This window comes from Stenotrophomonas sp. TWI1151 (assembly GCF_039673135.1).
GTDB lineage: Bacteria > Pseudomonadota > Gammaproteobacteria > Xanthomonadales > Xanthomonadaceae > Stenotrophomonas.
In genome coordinates, this window is sequence record NZ_JBDJLA010000003.1 from 1 (window position 1) to 21582 (window position 21582).

The 21582-nt window shown below is 67.1% G+C and carries 17 protein-coding genes and 1 pseudogene; 7 read left to right on the forward strand and 11 right to left on the reverse strand.

Features of this window, described 5'->3' with window-relative positions; genetic code table 11:
* Positions 1-93: 93 nt before the first annotated feature.
* Entirely contained in the window at positions 94-1050 is a 957-nt protein-coding gene (locus tag ABE422_RS05870) for a sodium:calcium antiporter (RefSeq protein WP_346464443.1), read from the reverse strand.
* Positions 1051-1150: 100 nt separating this feature from the next.
* Entirely contained in the window at positions 1151-1759 is a 609-nt protein-coding gene (locus ABE422_RS05875; protein ID WP_346465892.1) for a hypothetical protein, read from the reverse strand.
* Positions 1760-1889: 130 nt separating this feature from the next.
* Here ABE422_RS05875 and ABE422_RS05880 point away from each other — a divergent pair, with 130 nt between their 5' ends.
* On the forward strand, positions 1890-2414 hold the full coding sequence (locus ABE422_RS05880; RefSeq protein ID WP_346464447.1) for a hypothetical protein: 525 nt from the start codon (positions 1890-1892) through the stop codon (positions 2412-2414).
* Between the two features lie 7 nt (positions 2415-2421).
* On the opposite strand, the gene hmgA is transcribed toward ABE422_RS05880, so the two are convergent.
* A complete protein-coding gene (gene hmgA / locus ABE422_RS05885; RefSeq protein ID WP_346482646.1) occupies positions 2422-3723 on the reverse strand; it encodes a homogentisate 1,2-dioxygenase in 1302 nt (433 codons plus the stop codon).
* A gap of 106 nt (positions 3724-3829) precedes the next feature.
* Positions 3830-4945, reverse strand: a complete 1116-nt coding sequence (hppD, locus tag ABE422_RS05890; RefSeq protein WP_313211049.1) for a 4-hydroxyphenylpyruvate dioxygenase — start codon at positions 4943-4945, stop codon at positions 3830-3832.
* A 127-nt stretch (positions 4946-5072) separates the two neighbouring features.
* Here hppD and ABE422_RS05895 point away from each other — a divergent pair, with 127 nt between their 5' ends.
* Positions 5073-5561 carry a MarR family winged helix-turn-helix transcriptional regulator gene (locus ABE422_RS05895; RefSeq protein WP_088433561.1) on the forward strand — a complete coding sequence of 163 codons (489 nt, stop codon included), beginning with the start codon at positions 5073-5075 and terminating at the stop codon, positions 5559-5561.
* A gap of 24 nt (positions 5562-5585) precedes the next feature.
* On the opposite strand, the gene ABE422_RS05900 is transcribed toward ABE422_RS05895, so the two are convergent.
* The 5 genes from ABE422_RS05900 to ABE422_RS05920 form a co-directional block, all read right to left on the reverse strand.
* Positions 5586-6728 (reverse strand): hypothetical protein, encoded by a 1143-nt coding sequence (locus ABE422_RS05900; protein ID WP_313211048.1) that lies wholly within the window; start codon positions 6726-6728, stop codon positions 5586-5588.
* Positions 6729-6846: 118 nt separating this feature from the next.
* Complete coding sequence (locus ABE422_RS05905; protein ID WP_346482647.1) at positions 6847-7455, reverse strand: thioredoxin family protein; 609 nt, start codon at positions 7453-7455, stop codon at positions 6847-6849.
* 8 nt (positions 7456-7463) lie between these two features.
* Positions 7464-8966 carry a peptide MFS transporter gene (locus tag ABE422_RS05910; RefSeq protein WP_121040656.1) on the reverse strand — a complete coding sequence of 501 codons (1503 nt, stop codon included), beginning with the start codon at positions 8964-8966 and terminating at the stop codon, positions 7464-7466.
* 243 nt (positions 8967-9209) lie between these two features.
* Positions 9210-10088: a tryptophan 2,3-dioxygenase family protein gene (locus ABE422_RS05915; protein WP_346464455.1), complete on the reverse strand. Its 879-nt coding sequence runs from the start codon at positions 10086-10088 to the stop codon at positions 9210-9212.
* Between the two features lie 71 nt (positions 10089-10159).
* The gene (locus ABE422_RS05920) at positions 10160-10798 is read right to left on the reverse strand and encodes an NAD-dependent dehydratase (protein ID WP_346482648.1); all 639 of its coding nucleotides are present in this window, start codon (positions 10796-10798) and stop codon (positions 10160-10162) included.
* A 133-nt stretch (positions 10799-10931) separates the two neighbouring features.
* Here ABE422_RS05920 and ABE422_RS05925 point away from each other — a divergent pair, with 133 nt between their 5' ends.
* From ABE422_RS05925 to ABE422_RS05935, 3 genes are read left to right on the forward strand one after another with little or no spacing between them, the layout of a single operon-like run.
* Positions 10932-12494, forward strand: a complete 1563-nt coding sequence (locus ABE422_RS05925) for a diguanylate cyclase (protein WP_346482649.1) — start codon at positions 10932-10934, stop codon at positions 12492-12494.
* A 45-nt stretch (positions 12495-12539) separates the two neighbouring features.
* Entirely contained in the window at positions 12540-13088 is a 549-nt protein-coding gene (locus ABE422_RS05930; RefSeq protein ID WP_346482650.1) for a sigma-70 family RNA polymerase sigma factor, read from the forward strand.
* Positions 13075-13734, forward strand: coding sequence for a hypothetical protein (locus ABE422_RS05935; RefSeq protein ID WP_346464461.1), 660 nt, complete (start codon positions 13075-13077; stop codon positions 13732-13734). The genes ABE422_RS05930 and ABE422_RS05935 overlap by 14 nt, the downstream gene beginning before the upstream one ends.
* Before the next feature lie 12 nt (positions 13735-13746).
* Here the strand turns inward: ABE422_RS05935 and ABE422_RS05940 are convergent, their stop codons facing one another.
* Complete coding sequence (locus ABE422_RS05940; RefSeq protein ID WP_121040668.1) at positions 13747-14658, reverse strand: DUF808 domain-containing protein; 912 nt, start codon at positions 14656-14658, stop codon at positions 13747-13749.
* Positions 14659-14824: 166 nt separating this feature from the next.
* On the opposite strand from ABE422_RS05940, the pseudogene ABE422_RS05945 reads away from it, so the two are divergent.
* A pseudogene (locus ABE422_RS05945) lies at positions 14825-16480 on the forward strand (AarF/UbiB family protein); the annotation flags it as partial.
* 271 nt (positions 16481-16751) lie between these two features.
* Positions 16752-18854, forward strand: a complete 2103-nt coding sequence (locus ABE422_RS05950; protein WP_313211042.1) for a phosphoglycerol transferase I — start codon at positions 16752-16754, stop codon at positions 18852-18854.
* A gap of 292 nt (positions 18855-19146) precedes the next feature.
* Here ABE422_RS05950 and ABE422_RS05955 read toward each other — a convergent pair whose 3' ends face one another.
* Positions 19147-21570: a DUF3772 domain-containing protein gene (locus ABE422_RS05955; RefSeq protein ID WP_346482715.1), complete on the reverse strand. Its 2424-nt coding sequence runs from the start codon at positions 21568-21570 to the stop codon at positions 19147-19149.
* Positions 21571-21582: the final 12 nt, after the last annotated feature.

The window sequence follows — 21582 nt, forward strand, 5'->3', positions numbered from 1 at the left end:
CCCGGTCACACCCTTTAGCGCGCCTGGTGGGTCGTGTCCTTTCTTGTGGCCACCCGCCCGCCGACCAACGGTCGGCTCTACGCATTTCGACGGTCAGCCGCCCCAGACCAGCGCCAGCTCCAGCGCGATCCAGCCGACGAAGGCCACCACCAGCACCGCGCCCTCACGCCGGCTGATCGTCAGATCACCGCGCAGCATCGGGTAGAGCACCAGCACGAAGGCGATCGCCGCCGGCAGCTCCAGTTTCACGAACGATTCGGGCAGCGCCAGCGGACGCAATGCGGCCATGCCGCCGACCACCACCAGCAGGTTGAACAGGCTCGAGCCGATCACATGGCCCAGCACCATGTCGCCCTGGCCACGCCGGGCGGCGGCAATGGCCGCCGCCACTTCGGGCAACGCGGTGCCGATCGCCACCGGCAGCAGGCCGACCAGCAACGGTGACCAGCCCAGCCCGGCGCCAAACACCGGCGCGGCCTGCACGATCCAGCGCGCGCCGAAATACAGGCACACCGCCGCGAACAGCAGCCGCAGGAGGTTGAGGAACAGTCCCGTGCGGGTCATGGCGTAGCCGGCGATGCCCTCACGCACCGGCTCGACTTCCAGCCGCGCGCGGCGCAGCAGGAACACCAGCAGGCCGACAAAGGCGAGCAGCAGCACGGCCCCTTCCCAGCGTGCGATCACGCCATCCAGGCCGAACAGGATCAGCAGCGCACTGGCGGCGGCCAGGCAGACCAGCAACGGTGACAGCAGGCGCGCACGGACCAGCAGCGGCGCAGCAAGCGCCGCCAGGCCCAGGGTCAGGCCGACGTTGACGATGTTGCTGCCCACCGCGTTGCCGAGCGCGAGTTCTTCCGCGCCGACCACGAAGGCACGGGCGTTGACCACCAGCTCCGGCAGCGAGGTGCCGAAGGCCACCAGCAGCAGCCCGGCCACGAACGGCGACGCGCCGAAGCGCTGGGCCAGACCCGAGGCGGCCCGGACGATGGCGTCGCCGCCCAGTGCCAACAGCACCAGGCCCAGCACGAACCAAACAGTGGCAGCAATCATCTGGTGCTCCCCGGTGACAGATGTGGGCCGATTCTAGGGCCAGCCCACGCCAAACAGTGAAGGCCCGCCCCGGCCCTGTGGCCGGCGCGGTGCCGATGGCTCAGGAGCAGCCTTCCACGTAATCGACCTGCGGGGTCTTGCCGACCCGCCATGCGGTCACATTGCCATCGCCGTTGATCTCGAAGTTGACCAGCGCGCCGCCCTCGGTCGCCGGGCGCACGCGCAGGTTGTGGCCGTGCTCGTCGTACTTGTGTGGGGTCAGGTCGCCGCGATCCGGGTACAGCGTCTGCAGCTGGCCGAGCGACATGCCGACCTTGCCGCCACCGGGGGCGACGATGCGGTCGTTGCGCACGTCGTACCGGACCAGACGCTTGCCTTCGATCATGAAGATCACGTCCTCGGCCTGCGCGCCTTCCGGCCGCAGCGCATGGCAGTAGTCGTCAGCGACGTCGCCCTGCAGGGGTGTCTTCCAGGCCGCCCGGACCTCGTCCAAGGTGCTGCCCAGCGCCAACGGGCCGTAGCCATCCAGGCGTGCCGGACCCTGCGTCACCGTGCCCGGGGCCGCCGTGGCAGGCGCTGCCGGCGCGGTGTCCGCCGCCGGTGCAGGCACGGCCGCCTCGGCATCGGCCGACGGCGTCTCCGGCGTGCGCTCGCACGCGGCCAAGGCCAGCACCATCCCCACTGCCATCACGCTTCCCAGCTGTCTCATGCCTGCATCCTCCCGGTGAATGGGCGCAGCCTAGCGCGAGCGCCGTGTGGGCGGCATGCACAGTGTCGCTGTCATCCGCGTTTCACCTGCCGCGTTCAGGCTCGGCCTGCACCGCATCGACCCCGCCCCCATGCAACCGCAGAAGACCGACCTCGCCCGCACCGCTTTGCAGGCCCACCGCGCGCCCTTGGACATGCGCCAGCGCCGGCTGTTGATCCTGTGCGACGGCCAGCGCGACCTGGTCCAGCTCGGCCAGCTGGTGGGCCCGGAAACCCCGGCGATGGTGATCCAGCTGATCCAGAGCGGGTATCTGGTGTCCAGTGCGGTCGCGGAGGCCGCCATTGTCGCGCCCGCCGCCCCCGCGCCGGGCGTGATGCAGACAGCGGCGCCGGTGACCGAACGCCGCCGCTCGCTGGTCGCCGCCCGCATCTATCTGCTGGACATCCTGGAACTGCAGCGTCATCCGCAGGCGGCAGCGCTGTTCCACACCCTGCAGCAGTCACGCAGCGACGAGACGGTCATGGGCGGGCTGCAGGCCGCATTGGACGCGCTGCCGGGCCTGACCTCCGTCGGGTATGCCGAGCGGGTACGGCAGCGGTTGCTGGAAGTGCTGCCGAAGGAACATGCCGAGCGGTTCCAGATCGCGCTGGTTTGAGCCCGCGTCAGCCCGAGAAATTCGCCTTCAACCCCTGCCAGCACTGCTGGTACCCGCGCTGGCGGTGCGTCGCGTCCATCGCCTGGGCGGTGGGGCGGATCACGCCGCGGGTTTCGAACATGAAGGCCATGGTGTCCTTGATCACGTCCGGCCTGCTCAGGTCGGCGGCGGAGGCCTTCTCGAAGGTCGCCGCATCCGGGCCGTGGCCGCTCATGCAGTTGTGCAGCGAGGCACCGCCGGGCACGAAACCTTCGGCCTTCGCATCGTAGGCGCCGTGGATCAGGCCCATGAATTCGCTGGCGATGTTGCGGTGGAACCATGGCGGGCGGAACGTGTTCTGCGCGACCAGCCAGCGCGGCGGGAAGATCGCGAAGTCCATGTTGCTGGTCCCCGGCGTGTCGCTGGGCGAATGCAGCACGAGGAAGATCGACGGATCGGGATGATCGTGGCTGATCGAGCCGATCGTGTTGAAGCGGCGCAGATCGTAGCGGTAAGGCGCGTAGTTGCCGTGCCAGGCGACCACGTCCAGCGGCGAATGATCGATATCCGCACGCCACAGCTGGCCCTCGAATTTGGCAATCAGTTCGAACGCGCCGTCGATATTCTCGAACGCTGCATGGGGCGTTTCGAAGTCGCGCGGATTGGCCAGGCCATTGGACCCGATCGGGCCCAGGTCGGGCAGCTTCAGCAGCGCGCCGAAGTTCTCGCAGACGTAGCCACGTGCGTCGCCGTCAGGCAGTTCGACACGGAAGCGCACACCGCGCGGGATCACCGCGATCTGCTGCGGCTCGATCTCGATCACGCCCATTTCGGTGAGCAGGCGCAGGCGGCCCAGCTGCGGGACGATCAGCAGCTCGCCATCAGCGTTGTAGAAATAGCGGCCCTGCATGTCGCGGTTGGCGGCGTACAGGTGGATGCCCACGCCAGCGTGGGCGTCGGGCGAGCCGTTGCCGCCCATGGTGTACAGCCCCTCGATGAAATCGGTGGGCGTGCTGGGCAGCGGCAACGGATCCCAGCGCAACTGGTTGGGCGAGACCGGGCCCTGCGCGACGTCGCCGTGCAGGTGCGGCTGGATAAAGGGGGTGAATTCGCCGTGGGTCACCGCGGGGCGGATGCGGTACACCCAGCTGCGGCGGTTGCTGCCGCGCGGCGCGGTGAACGCGGTGCCGGACAGCTGTTCGGCATACAGACCATGCGCGACACGCTGCGGGGAGTTCTGCCCCACCGGCAGTGCACCCGGCACCGCCTCGGTGGCGAACTCATTGCCGAAACCGCTCTGGTAGCCGCGCGATGACATCGGGTTGTTCATGGTCCTGCTCCGCCGGAGGCGTGGATGGCAAGGGAATACAGCCGGTGGCACCCGCGCGGGCGCGGATGCCACCGTTGAAGCGTAACGCGGGTGGCGGCCGAGTGCCTTACAGCACGCCGCGCTTCATCTGGTCGCGCTCGATGCTTTCGAACAGCGCGGTGAAGTTGCCTTCGCCGAAGCCTTCGTTGCCCTTGCGCTGGATGATCTCGAAGAAGATCGGGCCGATGCAGTTGGTGGTGAAGATCTGCAGCAGTTTGCGCTGTTTGGTCTCCGGGTCGGCATCGATCAGGATCTTGTTCTTCGCCAGTCGGGCCACGTCTTCACCGTGGTTGGGCACGCGCATGTCGATCACATCGAAATACGTGTCCGGCGTGTCCAGGAACTCCACGCCCTGGGCGCGCATCGCTTCCACGGTGTCGTAGATGTTCTCGGTGAAGCAGGCGATGTGCTGGATGCCCTCGCCCTTGTAGGCGTCGAGGTATTCGTTGATCTGGCTCTTCGGATCGGAGGATTCGTTGAGCGGGATGCGCACGATGCCGTCCGGGGCGGTCATCGCCTTGGACACCAGGCCGGTCTTGAGGCCCTTGATGTCGAAGTAGCGGATCTCGCGGAAGTTGAACAGGCGCTCGTAGTAATCCGACCACTGCTGCATGTTGCCGAAATACAGATTGTGGGTCAGGTGATCGATGAAGGTCAGCCCGAAGCCCTTCGGGCGCGGGTCCACGCCGTCGATCGGCGCGTAATCGGTATCGAACATGCTGCCGTTGGCGCCGTAACGGTCCACCAGGTACAGCATGCAGTCGCCGATGCCCTTGATGATCGGGGCGGCGACGGCGCGGGTGTCAGGCTTGAAGTCGATCGGTTCGGCACCGTTGCCCAGGGCCATCTGGTAGACCTCATCGCCCGGCTTCTTGAAGCGGATGGCGAAACCGCAGGCGCACGGACCGTGCTTCTCGGCGAAGTCCGAGGCGAACGAGTCCGGCTCTTCATTGACCAGGAAGTTCACGTCGCCCTGGCGATAGACCGTGATCGCACGCTGCTTGTGGCGCAGCACCGCGGTGAAGCCCATCTTGCGGAAATAGTCGTGCAGTTCCGCGCCACGGCCGGCCGGGGCGGCGAACTCGACGAACTCGAAACCATCGATGCCCATCGGGTTTTCGAAGGTGGTGACCTGCATGCCCGGATCGGGTGCGAAGGACGCGGTGCTCGTTTGGCTGGTCATGCTGTGGCTCCAAAGCAATCCGCATCGGAAAAAACCAGGTGCGGTAGGAAGGCAGACCCGCGAGAATGCGGAGTCCGGAACGTAGGTTATAGTTTCACATGAAACCACCATCAAGGTGCACCGCAGCATGAGCCCGCCCGATCCCAGCAGTCACAGCATCCGCGCATCGCACGCCCTGCTCGATCTGGAGCAGTTCCTGCCCTACCGGCTGAGCGTTCTGTCCAACCGCGTCAGCGGCAACATCGCCAAGCTGTACGGGGACCGTTATGGCCTGGCGATCCCCGAGTGGCGGGTGATCACGGTCCTGGCGCTGTACCCGGGCTCGTCGGCCAGCGAGGTGTCCGATCGCACCGCGATGGACAAGGTCGCGGTCAGCCGCGCCGTGGCCAGACTGCTCGAACGGGGCTTCATCAAGCGTGAAACCCATGGCGATGACCGCCGCCGCTCGGTGCTGGCGCTGTCGGCCGCCGGATTCGAGGTGTACGAGACCATCGCGCCGCTGGTGATCGACATCACCCGCAAGCTGATGTCCGTGCTCAGCGAGGACGAAGAACAGATGCTGGAGACGCTGATCCTGCGCCTGGCCGGGGAAGGCCTGCAGCGGATGGACGAGTAGGCAACGACCGTTGGTCGTTGCCGCTCAGCTCAGGTGCTTGCGCCGCGCATGTACCCACGGTGCGGCCAGCGCGCCGATGGCACCGCCGGCAAATCCCAGCGAGGCGGCCACGGCGGCCGCTTCGATCGCACCCGGCAGGGCCAGCGCGGCGACCACCAGCAGCAGCGATGGCAGGCCGATGAAGGTCGCCATGAAGTAGCGCCAGCGCGGTGACCACGTGCCGACCTGGAGCAGACTGACCGGCATCCAGGTTTCGCCGGAGGCGTCCTGGGCAACCTTCGCGGCCACCTTGCCCAGGTCCGCTTCGACCGGCCCCTTGCCGCCACGCGCGGCAGCCAGCATCGCGGCCACCTCTTCAACCGCCGGGAAGCTGGTCGGCCAGGTCTGCGGGGCGTTGACTCCGTAGGCAGTCAGCAGCGGCAGGCTGATCCAGGGCGCCAGCAACGGACGCACCTTGCGACGGTCCAGCACACACCAGATCTGCGTCACGCCATGCGCGGTCACGCTGTACAGCGCCAGCTGCGCCGCCGCCGGATACGGCAGCAGGTGCACGCGCGCGGCCATGCTGTCGTAGCCCATCTCACGCAGGAAGCCCGGGCGGGTACGGCCCTCGTGCGCCCAGGCCAGGCCGAGCGCGCCGACCAGATACACCTCGGCCGGATCCTTCGTGCCGGCGGTGGCGCGGTCATCGCTGGCCAGGAAGAACGCCAGCGATTTGGGTTCGGCGACGTCGTGCTGGTCCCAGCGCCCGGCGTCGCCCAGCACATGCTTGAGCGGCAGGCGCGCCGGGGCGGTTTCGTCCTTGCTGGCGTTCTGCAGGAACGGCACCACGCTCAGCACGAAGCCCTGCAGGTCCACGCCGCGCAGGCCGCTGCCCTGCCACTCGGCCGGGATCAGGCCGGGCAGGCTGCCCTGGCGTGCCAGCGTGTCCAGCTGCGCCTTCTGCTCCACCAGTTTCTGCACGGCCGCCTTGAGCAGTACGTTGTCGGGCACGGAGACCATCGGCAGGCGGTAGCGGATCGCGCCGGGCGCCGGGGCCTGGCCGTCGCCATCGAGCGCATCCGGCGCGGTGTGGTCATCCAGCAGCACGTCGACCGGCGGCAGGCTCACGCCGGCCGGCGCATCAAGGGAAACATCGGTGGTGCTGTCGCTGGTGCCCGGCTGCATGCGTCGATTCCGTCGGTTGTCCGCCACGAACAGCGCGGCATGAGGTCCTTGGGGGTAGCGGCCGGGTGGCGCGGAAATTGAGCGCAAAAAAAAGCCGCGGAATCCGCGGCTTTTTCGATCACGACGCCTTGGGTGGCGCCCATTGCTTCATGAAGGCGAAGAAGCGGCCACGGTCGTAGCCCTTCTTCTGCCCCTTGTCCGCTTCCAGCTCACCGGTGAACTGCGAATGCAGCAGGGTGCCGTCGGCATCGAGCACGAACAGGTGCGGGTAGCCCTTCACTGCCGGGAACTGCGACAGGAACGCCGCGTTCTCGTTCTCTTCGCTGTAGTTGACCTTCATCCAGACGTAGTTCGCATCGCGGAAGCGGCGGATCTCCGCATCCCCTTCGATGAAACCGTCCATCAGATGGCACCACGGGCACCACTCGCCGCCCACATCCACGATGATCCGCTTGCCGCCGCGCTGGGCCTCGACCTTGGCCGTGGCCAGATCGGCGACCGGATCGCGGGCCGGATCGAACTGGGCATTGAGCGCCGCGATCGCGGCGATGTCCGCCGCGGCCGGGGTGTTGCCCGAGGCCACCGGTTCGCCGGGATCGGCGACCGGGGCCTTCTGCTCGGAGGTATCCAGCGGCTGCGCAGGCGCCGCGGTAGGCGCCGACGACGGCGAACAGGCGGCCAGCAGGCCGGTCACGATCATCGACATTGCCACGGCTTTCATGCGCATCGCCTTCCTCACTTGACGCCGTGCATCAGCTTGTTGATCAGCGGTGCGACCAGGAACAGGACCACGCCGGAGATGATCAACGCCCAGAAGCCGAACGTGTAGCCCTTCAGCGCCGATTCCACGGTCATGCCGCCTTCGCCGCTGACCACGCCGGCGAAGATGCCCGACATGTTGTTGCCGATGCCGGTGGACAGGAACCAGCCGCCCATGCCGAAGCCGACCAGGCGCACCGGGGCCAGCTTGGTCACCATCGACAGGCCGATCGGCGACAGGCACAGCTCACCGACGGACTGGATCACGTAGACCATGAACAGCGTCCAGAACGGAATCTTGCCGTCCACGACCATGCTCGACAGGGCCACCATCAGCAGCGCGAAGGCCGCACCGTTGAACAGCAGGCCCAGGCCGAACTTGCGCGGGATCGACGGGTTGGCGCGGCCCAGCTTGATCCAGATCCAGGCAATGATCGGGGCCAGCGTGATGATCGCCACCGAGTTGACCGACTGGAACCAGGCGGTCGGGAATTCCCAGCCGCCCAGGTTGCGGTTGACGATGTTGTCGGCCAGGAAGGTGAACGAGCTGCCGGCCTGTTCGAAGAACATCCAGAACATCACGTTGAAGGTGAAGATGATCAGCATCGCGATCACGCGGTCGCGCTGGACCTTGCCTTCGCGGATGCCTTCGACCAGCAGCAGGATCGCCAGCGCGATGAACATCGCGCCCAGGATCCAGGCCAGCGCGGTGGCACCGGTGGAGAGCAGGAAGAACGCGATCGGGATCGCCACGATCGCACCGATGAACACCATCACGATGCGGCCATAGCCCTCTGCACCGGCCGGCGGGGCGCCGATGCCCTTGAGGCCGGCACGGCCAACGTAGAACCAGGCCAGGCTGATCAGCATGCCGATGCCCGAGGCGATGAAGACCATCTTGTAGGACGGCATCGCCTGGGTGCCGAACACGCGCTCGGCCAGGTACTGGGTCAGCACCGGGGCGATCATCGCGCCGATGTTGATGCCCATGTAGAAGATGGTGAAGCCCGAATCGCGGCGCTCATCCTTCAGGCCGTACAGCTTGCCGACCATGGTGGAGATGTTGGGCTTGAACAGGCCGTTGCCGATGATGATCGTGGCCAGGCCCAGTTCGAAGATTTCCTTGTTGGGCATGGCGACCATGAACAGGCCGGCGGCCATGATCACCGCGCCGGTCAGGATGGAACGCTGGTAGCCCAGCACCCGATCGGCGACGTAGCCACCGAAGATGGCGGCGGCGTACACCAGCGCCAGATAGGCACCGTAGGTCCGGCTGGCGGCAGCCTGGCCGGCCGAATCACCGTCGAAGAACTGCGCGACGATGTACAGCACCAGGGCCCAACGGATGCCGTAGAACGCAAAGCGTTCCCAGAATTCGGTCATGAACAGCATCCACAACGGGCGCGGATGGCCCAGCGTGGTCTTGAACTCCGGCAGCGCCGGATCGGGAACGGATTTCGCGGCGGCGTCTACGCTCATGCGGGATTCCTGGGTTCGGTGGAAGACATGCACGTCCGATGTGCGAAAGCAGCGCGGGAGAATCCCAGACCAACCACGTTCACGTCAAATACACGCTGATGTGGACCGCTGGCAGCATGGTCGCTGAACTTGCATCTGCAACTTCCGGGCAAAACCCGGCAGCGCAGCAACGGCGGGGCCTGCCGCACCGTACGGCGGATGGGGCAGGTAAATATGAATAGGCTTATTGCGGTCGATGCCGGATCAGGCGTCCGGCGGCATCGGGTCGTCGTTGCGGATCGTGGTGCGCACCTGGAACAGCTCCGGGAAGAAGGTCAGTTCCAGCGCCTGGCGCAGGAAGCCGACCCCGCTGGAGCCGCCGGTGCCGCGCTTGAAGCCGATCACCCGCATCACGGTGCGCATGTGGCGGAAGCGCCACAGCTGGAAGGCGGTCTCCAGATCAACCAGGTCCTCGCACAGCGCGTATTCGCGCCAGAAGCGGTCGGTGTTCTGGTAGATCCGCTCGAACACCGGGTGCAGCGCATCGTCGGCCACGTGCGGCTGCTGCCAATCGCGCCCCTGATAGCCGGCCGGGACCGGATGGCCGAAGCGGGCCAGGTAGCGCAGGAACTCCTCGTACAGGCTGGGGGCATCAAGCACTTCCTGCAGCTGGGCCTGGCCGCCCGGGTCGTGCGAGAACACCTGCAACATCTGCGCGTTCTTGTTGCCCAGCAGGAACTCGATGTAGCGGTACTGCAGCGACTGGAAGCCCGAGGACGGGCCCAGCACATCGCGGAAGCCCATGTATTCGGAGGGGGTCAGCGTCTCCAGCACCGACCACTGCTCGGTGAGCTGGCGCAGCACCTGCTTGCTGCGCGCCAGCACCTTGCGGCACTGCCAGACCTCGTCGCGCTGCAGGAACCCGATCGCCGCGCGCAGTTCGTGCGCCAGCAGCTTCAGCCACAGCTCCGAGGTCTGGTGCTGGATGATGAACAGCATTTCGTCATGGTGCGGCGGGTTGGACAGCGGCTGTTGGGCCGACAGCAGCTGATCCAGGCGCAGGTAGCCGCCGTAGGTCAGCCGCCCCTCCAGATCGGTGTGGATACCAGCTTCGAGATCGCGTTGGTTCTTGTCGACGGACATGGCAGGGACCGCTTGAGGGGCAGAAAGGGTAGCGCAGTGGCCGGGGGGCCGCGCATCCGGCCGTCCGCGGCTCAGCGCGCCACCAGATCGGCCGAGCCCACGATCCTGACGCCAGGCGTCGGCACCAACACCGCCTCGACCAGCGCGGCGGCGATGGTCTCGGCCGGATTGATCCGCCAGGCGCGCGGCAGGACCGGACCGAGCACACCCAGCACCACGCTGGCCAGATGCTCGCCGGTGCGCCGCTCGGCACGCTCGCCCCCGATCAGCCCGGGGCGGACCAGGGTCAGGGAGGGGTAGCCCAATCCCCGCAGGTCCTGCTCCAGCCGGCCTTTGACCTGGTTGTAGAAGATCCGCGAGCCCGCATCGGCGCCCATCGCCGAGTTCAACGCGAAGGCATGCGCGCCGCGGGCGCGTGCCTGCTGTGCCACGGCCAGCGGAAAATCATGGTCGACCCGCGCGAACGCTTCCTTGCTCCCGGCCAGTTTGATCGTGGTACCGAGCGCGCAGATCACGGCATCCACCGCCCACCAGTCGGCCTCGGCCGGCAGCTGCGCGAAGTCCACCACCGGATTGAGCAGCGCCGCATCGGTGGTGTCCAGCGGGCGGCGGGTCGGAGCGACCACCGCATCGCAGCGCGGGTCGTCCAGCAGTTGCCGCAGCACATGACCACCGACCAGCCCGGTCGCCCCCACCAGCATCACCTTCATCGCACTCTCCTGCCGTCGCCGTGCTTACCATCCTGCCATGCATGACCGGTTCAAGGCCGGCCGCACTGCGCCGATACTGTTCCCACCTCTCCACCGCTCCGGCCTCCGGCCGTGCCCTGCAAGGATCTGCCGCATGACGGACCCGCACGACGCTACCCCCAGCCCCGGCACCGCCGTCGGGCGGCTGTTGTCGCGGCGGCAGAGCGTGGGCACGGGGGTGGAGGCCGCCAGCGAGCCGGCGCCCGGCCCCAAGGGGGGCAGCAGCGCGATGCTGCAACGGTTGTTCGCCGGCATCGATGCGCCCGAGCCGCTGCTGGCTGCGTTCGCCAATGGCATGTCCACCCTGCCCGGCGAGCTCGGCGACATGGGCCTGCGCCTGCAGTCGGCGCAGCGCAGCGCGGATTGGGTCAGCTATGGCCGCGCGATGCGCCAGCTGATCGACAAGTACATCCGCACCATCGAGCAGGAATCCCCGGATGGCCAGCCCGACAGCCTGCGCCTGCGCGAGCTGCTGCGGCATACCGTCGGGGTGACCGTGGCCAGCCTGCTGCAGAACATGCCGGAACTGCGCGAGGAGCCGGTGCAGCTGGCCGGTGAACTGCGCCACTGGCATCCCGGCCAGCCGCTGCAGCCGATCGAACAACGGCTGCGCGAGCTCTCGCACCAGATCGGCGTGCGCAGCGATGGCTGGCAGGAACAGCAGGAGCTGCTGCTGAGTCTGTTCGATCTGCTGTTGGACAACATCAGCGAGCTGCTGGATGACAGCAGCTGGCTGCATGGCCAGGTCCACGCGGTGCGTTCGCTGATCGGCGGCCCGCTGGATCGCGATTCGGTCGAACAGGCGCGCGCCAACCTGCGCGAGGTGATCTACAAGCAGGGGCTGCTCAAGCAGGGCATCGTCGAATCCAAGGCGGCGATGAAGAACGTCATGGGGGGCTTCATCGAGCGCCTGGACGGCATGGCGGTGAGCACGGGCGAATACCATGACCGGATCAGCAGCTACGCGCTGGCCCTGAAGGAAGCGCGCAGCATCGCCGACCTCAACCAGCTGCTGCAGGACGTGCTGCAGGACACCGGCCGCGTGCAGGATCAGGCCCTGCAGGCGCGCGATCACCTGGGCAATGCACGCCGTGAAGTGGAACAGGCCGAACAGCGCATCGCCGAGCTGGAACAGGAGCTGCGCGAGGTCGCCGGGTTGATCCGCACCGATCCGCTGACCGGTGCGCTCAACCGCCGCGGTCTGGACGAGCTGCTGGAGCGCGAACTGGCGCGTGCCGCCCGCCACGGCCATCCGCTGGCGCTGGCCCTGCTGGATCTGGACGATTTCCATCAGACCAATACCCTGCATGGCCATGCCGGTGGCGATGCGGTGCTTCGCCACCTGGTAACCGTCTGCCAGCTGCACCTGCGCAGCAGCGATGCCATCGCCCGGCTCGGCGGCGATGAGTTCGTGCTGCTGCTGCCGGAAACACCTGCGGCGGACAGCATGTCCACCCTGCTGCGGCTGCAGCGCTCGTTGGCACAGCGGCCGCTGCCGCTGGACGAACAGCGCGTGCCGGTGCATTTCAGCGCCGGGCTGGCGCAATGGCAGCCCGGCGAGCCGGCCGAGGCGCTGCTGCGGCGCGCCGATGCGTCGCTGTATGCGGCCAAGCGGGTCGGCAAGAACCGCGTACTGGCGGCCGAGCCACCGCGCTGAGCCCGCGCCTGTGATATTCCGCGCACCGGCGCGAATCATCCGGGTATGGACATGACACTGCCCGCTAGCGACATCGATCTGCGCCCGCGCTTCGCCACGCTGTTGGAACAGCACCGCGGCATCGTGCTGAAGGTGGCGCGCGGCTATTGCCGCCACCCGGAGGATCGGCTCGATCTGGTCCAGGAGATCAGCGTGCAGGCGTGGGCGGCATTCGAGGATTTCGACCCGGCGCGGGCGCGCTTCTCCACCTGGCTATACCGGCTTGCGCTCAACGTGGCGATCTCGCAATGGCGTCGCCAGCAGCATCGCCAGCGCCACCACACGCCGCTGGACGACGCGCTGCCTGCCGCCGACGACCGTGCACCGCCCGAGCAACGCCATGCCCTGCACCAGCTGGAGGTCGCCATCCATGCGCTGCCGCCACTGGACCGTGCCCTGATGCTGCTGCACCTGGACGATCACGACCACCGGCAGATCGCCGAGGTACTGGGCATCAGCGTCGCCAACGTCTCCACCCGCCTGCACCGCCTGCGCCAGCAACTGCGCACGCGCCTGAACCCCACCGACCGAGGCCCGCGCCATGCAACCGGATGAACTCAAGCAGCTGTGGAACAGCGTCGGCAAGCCCACCGATGCGCAGGAGGGCTTCGCGCTGGAGGCGTGGCGCAGCCATCGGCACCGCAGTGTCCAACGCCAGCTGGGCCTGTTCAGCCTGTGGCAGGGGCTGCAGCTGGTGGTCTGGCTGGCCGTGGCGGTGTACTGCGGCAGCCAGTGGTGGCAGCACCCTCCGCTGGCGGTGATGCTCAGTGCGTTGGCGCTGCATGCCTACTGCATCGCGGTGATCATCGCCAGCATCACCCGCCTGCATCGCCGCCGGCAGTTGCAGCCGACGCAGACGGTGCTGGCGCAATCGCAGCAGCTGGCGGCGCTGCGCCGCCATACCGCACTGACCGAGCTGCTGCTCGGCCTGCCGTGGTGCTGGCTATGGTTGGCCGTGCCGGTGCTGTTGGCCTGGCAGGCGTGGGGCGTGGATCTGGGCGCCTTTGCCGCACCGTGGCTGCTGGCCTCGCTGGGCGCGGGGACGCTGGCCATGCTGGCCGCGTGGGTCGTTGCCCGCCGCTGGGCCCAGCGCGCACCGGCCTCACCGTGGCTGCAGCGCGCGATCGACGCGCTGTCCGGCCGCCGGCTGGCCCGCGCCCGCGCCGAGCTGGAGGCCCTGCGCGGCTGGGAGCCGGCCTGATGGGGTCGCCCCTCAGTGCGCGGGCTTGGCCCCGCGCAACTTCTGGAACCCGGTCACCGCTGCCAGGACCACCGCGCCGATCACCACGCCGACGATCACGTTGCCCAGCGCGTTGATCAACCAGCCCCAGCTGCCATCGCCGCCCATCGCCAGGATGGCGTGATGCAGCGGCGCGATGCTGTGCACCAGGATGCCGCCCCCGACCAGGAACATCGCTGCGGTACCGGCCACCGAGAGGAACTTCATCAGCCACGGCGCCGCCACCAGCAGGCCCCGGCCCACCGCAGCCAGCGCCGCGCCCTTGCGCGACAGGTACAGGCCCAGATCGTCGAGTTTGACGATGCCGGCGACCAGGCCGTAGACAAACACCGTCATCGCCAGCGCGATCACCACCAGCGCGCTGACCTGGTTGAGGAACGGCGCGCTGGAGACCACGCCCAGCGACAGCACGATGATCTCCGCCGACAGAATGAAGTCGGTGCGGATCGCGCCCTTCACCTTGTCCTTCTCCCACGCGACCATGTCCACCTTCTCGTCGGCCAGGGCCTTGGCCCGCTCGGCCTTGCGCTGCTCATCCTCATCGCGCGAATGCAGGAAGCGGTGCGCCAGCTTCTCCACGCCCTCGTAGCAGAGGAAGGCGCCACCGATCATCATCAGGGGGGTGATCGCCCACGGCAGCCAGGCGCTGATCGCCAACGCGGCCGGCACCAGGATCGCCTTGTTGACCAGCGAGCCCTTGGCCACTGCCCACACCACCGGCAGCTCACGGTTGGCGCTGACGCCGGTCACCTGCTGGGCGTTCAGCGCGAGGTCGTCGCCGAGCACGCCGGCGGTTTTCTTGGCCGCGACCTTGGTCAGCACCGACACATCGTCCAGCAGGGACGCAATGTCATCGAGCAACGCGAACAGACTGGCACCGGCCATGGTGGATCCAAAGGAGGAAGCGGGAGCGCCGATTCTGACCGATCCGACCCCTGTCGCGGTAGCCGGAGCGGATTCACCAGTCCACCACTGCCGCCCGGCCACACTGCCGGTGATCGTCGCCCCGGAGTCCTGCTTGAATACCACGCCCGTCCTTCCCGGTTCGCCGTCGCTGGTCAAGGGCATGAACCGCCGCAGCCAGATCCTGCGCCTGCTGTTGCGCTACCGTAATTCCGGCGTGTTTTCCGGCATGAACCTGGACGCAGGTGCGGTCCACGATGTGCCACCGGAGGGCAACCCGGAACAGTTCGTCACCGACCTGGAATCGCTGGGGCCGACCTTCGTCAAGCTGGGCCAGATGCTCTCCACCCGGCCGGACATGGTGCCGGTGGAATTCGCCACGGCCCTGGAGCGCATGCAGGAGAACGTCGCGCCGATCCCGGTCGAGCGCGTCGCGGCGATCATCGAAAAGGAACTGGGCGCGTCGGTGTCCAAGCTGTTTGCCAGCTTCGACCCCGTCCCGCTGGGCTGCGCCTCGATCGCCCAGGTGCACCGCGCCGAGCTTCACGATGGCCGCCAGGTCGCGGTCAAGGTGCAGAAGCCGGAGGTCGCCGCCCAGCTGCGCTCGGATCTGGACGTGCTGCGCAGCTTTGCGCTGGCCGCCGACCATCTCACCCAGGTCGGACGCCGCGTGCGCCTGCGCGACTGGCTCAATGAATTCGCCAAGACCCTGATGCAGGAGCTCGACTACCAGGCTGAAGCGGAGAACCTGCAGCGCTTCGGCCAGCACCTCAAGCCGTTCAAACCACTGTGGGTGCCGCAGCCGATCTGGGATTACTGCAGCCACCGCGTGTTGACCATGGAGCTGGCCCAGGGCGTGCGCGTGGACATGATCCCCGACGTGCGGCGCACCGAGCAGCCGATGGCGCCGCTCGCCGCGGCATTGATCCGTGGCTATGTGGACCAGATCTTCGTGCATGGCGAGATCCACGCCGATCCGCATCCCGGCAATCTTCGCGTCACGCCGGCCGGTCGCCTGGCGATCTTCGATCTGGGCATGGTCGCGCACATGCCGCCACGCCTGCGCGAGCGCCTGTTGAAACTGCTGTTCGCGGCAGTGGATGGGCGCGGCGAAGAAGTCGCCGATGAGATCATCGGCATCAGCACGCGGCTGGAGTTCTTCGATGAAGAACGTTACCTGCGCGAGACTGGGCAGATCATCGCGCGCTATGCCGCCAACAGCAGCTTCTCCGAAGGCCGGGTCGTTCTTGATCTGGTCCGCATCGCCACCGCCAGCGGCCTGCGCACCCCGCCGGAGCTGAGCCTGCTCGGCAAGGCGCTGTTGAATCTGGAAACCGTGTGTCGGCTGCTGTCGCCGGACCTGGATACCCGGCGCATCGTGGAGAAACAGCTGCAGCACGTGATGCGGGCGCGACTGAAGAAATCCCTGTCCGCCGCCAATCTCGCCAGCGAGGCGATGGAGATGCAGCAGCTGCTGCGCGATGGGCCGCGCAAGATGACCGACATCCTCGCGCTGCTCGCCGAGAACCGCCTGCAGATGAAAGTCACCGGGCTGGAAGAATCCCGCCTGATGGAGAACCTGCAGAAGATCGCCAACCGCGTCTCTGCCGGCATCGTCACCGCCGCACTGATACTCGCTGCGGCGATGATGATGAAGGTCGATACCGGCTGGCATCTGTTCGGCTATCCGGCGATCGCATTCACCTTGATGTTGATCGGCGTGGTCCTCGGATTGGGCATCATCCTCAGTGCGCTGATCTTTGATCGTCGCGCACGCTCCAAGGAAGAACGCGGGCACCGGTGACACGTTCGCACGCACGTCACGCCTTCAGCCGACCCTGAACACGCGCGATGCAGTGCAGCATCGCGCGCGCTTCTTCACGCGCGTTTTACGTCGCATATCGCAGTGCGAAGCGGGATGTTCATTGTCGTTTTCAACAAACATTTCAGTCAGGTTCGTGCAGGCATGATCGAGTCATCGGCTTGTCATGCATGTGTGGTTGGGACAGCCGGTCGGATGGGACATACGTCGTCATGGCGTCCATCACCACCTGTCTCCACTGCCAAAAGTGCTTATGCTCTGGATTCTGCTGCTGTCACTGTTGCTGCTCGCCTGGCTGTTCCTCGCATCTGACAAGTGGGTGTGGTGGAAGGCAAGCCTCATGTCATTGCTGCTGCTGACCCTCAGTGCGTGGTGGTTGATCAACAAGTTGTCCGGTGACGGTCTCAATGCCGCCACGCTGTACCACCTCGGCGCGGACATGGAAGGCGCCGGTGTCGCCGACTTCAAGCACTACATCGCCGGCTTCATCGCGCTGGCCCTGGTCTCGCTCACCCCCTTGCTGCTGGCGCGCCTGCGTCGTCGGCACCGCCCCGCGCATGGCAAGGCGGTGTTTGCCGGCTTCATGGCGATGTGGTTCGTCGCCATCGTGGTGAGCCCGCTGTACAGCGATGGCCAGCGTCTGTACCAGCAGATGCGCCCGGTCGACTACAGCATGGTCAAGGCCGAGTACCGCGTGCCCACGCAACCGCTGACCAAGCCGCGCAACATCGTGTGGATCTACGGCGAAAGCCTGGAGCGCACCTATCTCAATGAAGAAACGTTCCCGGACCTGATGCCCAACATCAACCGTCTGGCCGCGCAGTCGCTGGACGTGCGCGGGCTGGTCTCGGCCGAAGGCGGTGGCTGGACCATCGCCGGCCTGGTCTCCTCGATGTGTGGTGTGCCGCTGACCACCGCCAAGGAAGACGAAAACAGCATGGGGCGCATGGGCAGCTTCCTGCCCGAAGCGGTCTGCCTGGGCGATTACCTCAAGCAGCAGGGCTACACCAATCACTACCTGGGCGGGGCCAACGGCCAGTTCGCCGGCAAAGGCCAGTTCCTGGCCACGCATGGCTTCGATACCGTGGATGACCTGGCCTGGTTCAAGCAGCAGAAGATCACCCGCGCGCACTTCTCGCCGTGGGGCGTGCATGACGATGTGCTGCTGGACAAGGCATACGACCGCTTCGTGCAGCTCTCGCGCAAGGGCGAGCCGTTCATGCTGACCACGCTGACGATGGACACCCATCACCCCGCCGGGCACCTGCCGGTGGCCTGCAAAGGCACCCGCTACCAGAGCGAGCACGGCAACATCGGCATGCTCAATGCGCTCAAGTGCACCGACGGGCTGATCGCCAAGCTGGTCGACCGCATCCAGGCCAGCCCGTACGGCGAAGACACCCTGATCGTGATCGCTTCCGATCACCTGGCCATGCCGAATGATCTCAGCCACATCCTCGCCAAGCAGGACCGCGAGAACCTGCTGCTGTTCCTGGGCAAGGACATCGCCCCGCGCCAGCTGACCGCGCCGGCCGGTTCGACGCTGGATTCGGGCGCGACCCTGCTGAGCCTGATCGACCCGGCCATCGATTCGATTGGCTTCGGCCGCTCGCTGCTGCACCCGGAACGTTCGGACAGTGCCAGCGCCGCGGTGTTCCGCGATAACGGCAAGGACTACCCGCGTTACCTGGCGTTCTCGCGCTCGCTGTGGCTGGGCGACAAGACCCGCCAGCTGCGCATCGATGACGACAACCAGGTGGTGATCGGCCTGCAGCATGTGCAACCGCCGGTGCTGCTGGAGTACGACAAGCATTGGGATCTGAAATCGGTCTACCTGGAGAACACTTCCAAGCAGTTCGATCTTGCCGATCCGTCCAATACGTTGGCCTACGTGGATCGCTGCACCGCGTTCGAGGACGGCTCGGCCGATGGCGACTGGTGCGCGATGCTGGTCAACCAGGACAAGGGCATCAAGCTGTTCCGCGATGACCAGCTGCGCGGGGGCGTGGCGGTGGATGGCCCGCTGGATCCGTTCAACGGCCCGCGCCCGAGCATCCGCCAGGCGCACATGATCACGCAGAAGGGTCGCCGCACCCGCGCCGGCCAGTACATGGTGCAGCTGGTGACCAAGCAGTCACCCGACCGCGGCTTCTGGATCGAAGCGGTCTCCTCGCAGCGCAAGGTGGTGGTCGCCCAGCAGTGGGTACAGCCGGATGCCGAGGGTCGCATCAACCTGAGCTTCGGCCTGGACCACGAGGTCGATGATCTGGAAGTACGGGCGTGGTTGAACCACGCCGAGAAGCTCGCCGTGGATACCTTCGCGCTGGTGCCGTCGCGCCGCGGCAACCGCGGCTGATCCGGCCCTCCCGACCGACATCGGGGGCGGTCCGCCGTTCGTATCGGGTCCGCCGTTCGTGTCGGTAGTGCCGGCCGCTGGCCGGCTCCCGGTTCTCTCTGCATCGTGCAGCTGCCGGCCAGCGGCCGGCACTACCTGGATCAGGGCGCTGTCGGCCAGCGGCCGGCACTACCTGGATCAGGGCGCTGCCGGCCAGCGGCCGGCACTACCTGGATCAGGGCGCTGCCGGCCAGCGGCCGGCACTACCTGGATCGCGACGGTACCGGCCAGCGGCCGATACCTGCCGGCCTTGTTATGCGTCCGGGTCCGGCGCCGCCGCTGGATCCCGCACCAGATGGATATCGGTCGGCGAAGACAACGCGATCCCGGCCGCCGCAAACTTCTGCAGCACCGTGAAGTACAGCTCGCTGCGCGCGCCGTATACCGCACGCGGGCCTGACACGTAGGCAAAGCTGTTGATCGCGATCTGCCCATTGGCGATCGAGTCGATGAACACCGACGGTGCCGGGTCGCTCAGCACGCCCGGGTGATCGGTGTAGGCATCCAGCAGGATCTGCCGCAATGCGGCCACGTCCGTGTTCAACGGCACCGAGAACTGGATCTGGATCCGGCCCTGCGCGTTCCCCATCGTCATGTTGCGGATGGTCTTGGTGATCAGCTCGGAGTTGGGCACGATCAAGGTGGACTTGTCGCCGACCTGGATCTCGGTCGAGCGCACGCTGATCCGCTTGATGTCGCCTTCCTGGTCGCCCAGCTTGACCCAGTCGCCGATCTTGACCGGCCGCTCGGCCAGCAGGATCAGGCCCGAGACGAAGTTCTGGGTGATCGCCTGCAGACCGAAACCGATACCGACCGACAGCGCGCTGACCACCAGCGCCAGCTTCTCCAGGCCGATGCCCAGCGCGGTGACGCCCCACAGCACCGCGGCGATGATGCCGAGATAACGGGTGACGGTGCTGATCGAGTTGCGCGCACCGGCATCCAGCTCGGTCTTGGGCAGATAGGTATCGCTCAGCCAGCGCTGGAAGGTCTGCATCACCGCCCACACCACCAGGAACACCAGCACCGCATACAGCACGCTGCCCGGCCGGAGCGTGGTCTCACCGATCTTCAGGCCGCCGGACAACGAGTCCAGCCCGCCCAGGAAAGCGTTGAGGTTGCCGAATGGCGCGGCCAGCATCAGCACGCCCAGTACGATCACCCCGACCCGCAGCACCGCCGAGAGCAGCACGCCGGCCTGCTCCACCCGCGACTCACTGAGCCCGGTGGTCAACACGATGGTCTGCCCGGCACGGCTGCTGGGCGCGAGCACCCAGGTGGCCAGGTCATCGGCAAACTTGAGCAGCAGCGAGACCGCCATGAACACCACCGCGACCCAGACCAGCTGCTGGGCCACGAACAGCGCGAAGTTGAGATACCCCAGCAGTGTGGCGATCACCGCCGCAGCCACGGCGATGTGGCCGACCAGGCGCGCCAGCACGATCCAGCCACTGCGGCGAGGCGCCCCGCGCACCTTGCCATCGCCACCGGCGCGGGGATCGGCCCGTGCTTCGGCCTCGGCGGCCTCGGCCGCCTGGCGGTTGTGCATGCGCGCCAGCGAGGTCAGGATCGCGATGATCAGCCCCAGGTAGGTCAGCGCCATCAACCCATCGGCGGCCACCGTGGTCACCTCGCTGGTGCGGGCTGCATGGTCGAGGGCAGCCAGCATGATGCTCAGCCAGGTCAGGCCGGCCGCGCCCCACGCGTACTTGCGCAGCCGCAACGCCGCACTGTCATCCAGCGGCAGCAGCCGCCACGACGGGCGCTTGGGTACCAGCAGACAGGCGCTGAGCGCAGCGATGAAAGCCGCCACGAAGGTGGCCATCTCGAACGTCTCGGCCACCTGCTGCAGGCGCGGCGGGATCGCGCCGATCGCATCCAGCGACTCCACCAGCGCCACCGCCGCCAGGCCCGGCAACAGCGTGCCGACCAGCAGCAGCCACACCGCCAGGCCAGAGCGGCGCAGGCGTCCATCGGGTGCACGCTCGGAGGCGGCAAAGCGGCGCCCCAGCGCGCGCAGCCACAGCCGCAACGGGAAGAACATCACCAGTGCGACCGCCAGCCCGATCAAGGGCGCGTTCCAGCCATGCTTGGCAATGGCCTTGCGGGCCGCGTCTTCGCCCAGCCGATAAAGAATGGCCAGGCGGTGCACATCGTCCGGCACATCCTTGGCGAAGCTGCGCCACAGCGCAGGCGACAGCGGTGAGGCGACCTTGCGGCTCAGCTGTTCGCTGAACTGGGTGACCCGCATCTTCTCGATGCGCTCGCCGAGCTGCTTGGCATCCACTGAAAGCAGCTTGGCGCGGGCGATCTGCGCGGTGATGTCGGCCTTCTGCTGGTTCAGCGCCTTGCGCTGCCGGCTCACTTCCGGCGGCTCGACGGTGCCCTCGGCGACCTGGCCAAGCTGCTCAAGCCGCGCATCCACCTGCTGAAGCTGCGGGTCGAGGGCGCTCTGCAGGCCGTCGGCATCGCGCTGGACGGCCAGGGCGCGGTCGGACAGCGCCTTCAGGGTTTCAGTGGTGCCCGCATCCTCCAGCGCATCACTGGTGGCGCGCAGCGCTTTTTCGGCCTGGACCAGTTGTTTGGCCGTATCCGGGGGCGGATCCGTGGCCTGCCCGAGAGCGACCGGCGCGGCGCCGAGACAGGCGAACAACAGCAGCCACGACAACGACCGCACCACAAACGAAGA

Excerpts from the sequence above, each read along its gene's own strand:
- ABE422_RS05870 (WP_346464443.1), bottom strand. The coding sequence starts at position 1,050 with ATGATTGCTGCCACTGTTTGGTTCGTGCTGGGCCTGGTGCTGTTGGCA.
- ABE422_RS05875 (WP_346465892.1), bottom strand. The coding sequence starts at position 1,759 with ATGAGACAGCTGGGAAGCGTGATGGCAGTGGGGATGGTGCTGGCCTTG.
- ABE422_RS05880 (WP_346464447.1), top strand. The coding sequence starts at position 1,890 with ATGCAACCGCAGAAGACCGACCTCGCCCGCACCGCTTTGCAGGCCCAC.
- hmgA (WP_346482646.1), bottom strand. The coding sequence starts at position 3,723 with ATGAACAACCCGATGTCATCGCGCGGCTACCAGAGCGGTTTCGGCAAT.
- hppD (WP_313211049.1), bottom strand. The coding sequence starts at position 4,945 with ATGACCAGCCAAACGAGCACCGCGTCCTTCGCACCCGATCCGGGCATG.
- ABE422_RS05895 (WP_088433561.1), top strand. The coding sequence starts at position 5,073 with ATGAGCCCGCCCGATCCCAGCAGTCACAGCATCCGCGCATCGCACGCC.
- ABE422_RS05900 (WP_313211048.1), bottom strand. The coding sequence starts at position 6,728 with ATGCAGCCGGGCACCAGCGACAGCACCACCGATGTTTCCCTTGATGCG.
- ABE422_RS05905 (WP_346482647.1), bottom strand. The coding sequence starts at position 7,455 with ATGCGCATGAAAGCCGTGGCAATGTCGATGATCGTGACCGGCCTGCTG.
- ABE422_RS05910 (WP_121040656.1), bottom strand. The coding sequence starts at position 8,966 with ATGAGCGTAGACGCCGCCGCGAAATCCGTTCCCGATCCGGCGCTGCCG.
- ABE422_RS05915 (WP_346464455.1), bottom strand. The coding sequence starts at position 10,088 with ATGTCCGTCGACAAGAACCAACGCGATCTCGAAGCTGGTATCCACACC.
- ABE422_RS05920 (WP_346482648.1), bottom strand. The coding sequence starts at position 10,798 with ATGAAGGTGATGCTGGTGGGGGCGACCGGGCTGGTCGGTGGTCATGTG.
- ABE422_RS05925 (WP_346482649.1), top strand. The coding sequence starts at position 10,932 with ATGACGGACCCGCACGACGCTACCCCCAGCCCCGGCACCGCCGTCGGG.
- ABE422_RS05930 (WP_346482650.1), top strand. The coding sequence starts at position 12,540 with ATGGACATGACACTGCCCGCTAGCGACATCGATCTGCGCCCGCGCTTC.
- ABE422_RS05935 (WP_346464461.1), top strand. The coding sequence starts at position 13,075 with ATGCAACCGGATGAACTCAAGCAGCTGTGGAACAGCGTCGGCAAGCCC.
- ABE422_RS05940 (WP_121040668.1), bottom strand. The coding sequence starts at position 14,658 with ATGGCCGGTGCCAGTCTGTTCGCGTTGCTCGATGACATTGCGTCCCTG.
- ABE422_RS05950 (WP_313211042.1), top strand. The coding sequence starts at position 16,752 with ATGCTCTGGATTCTGCTGCTGTCACTGTTGCTGCTCGCCTGGCTGTTC.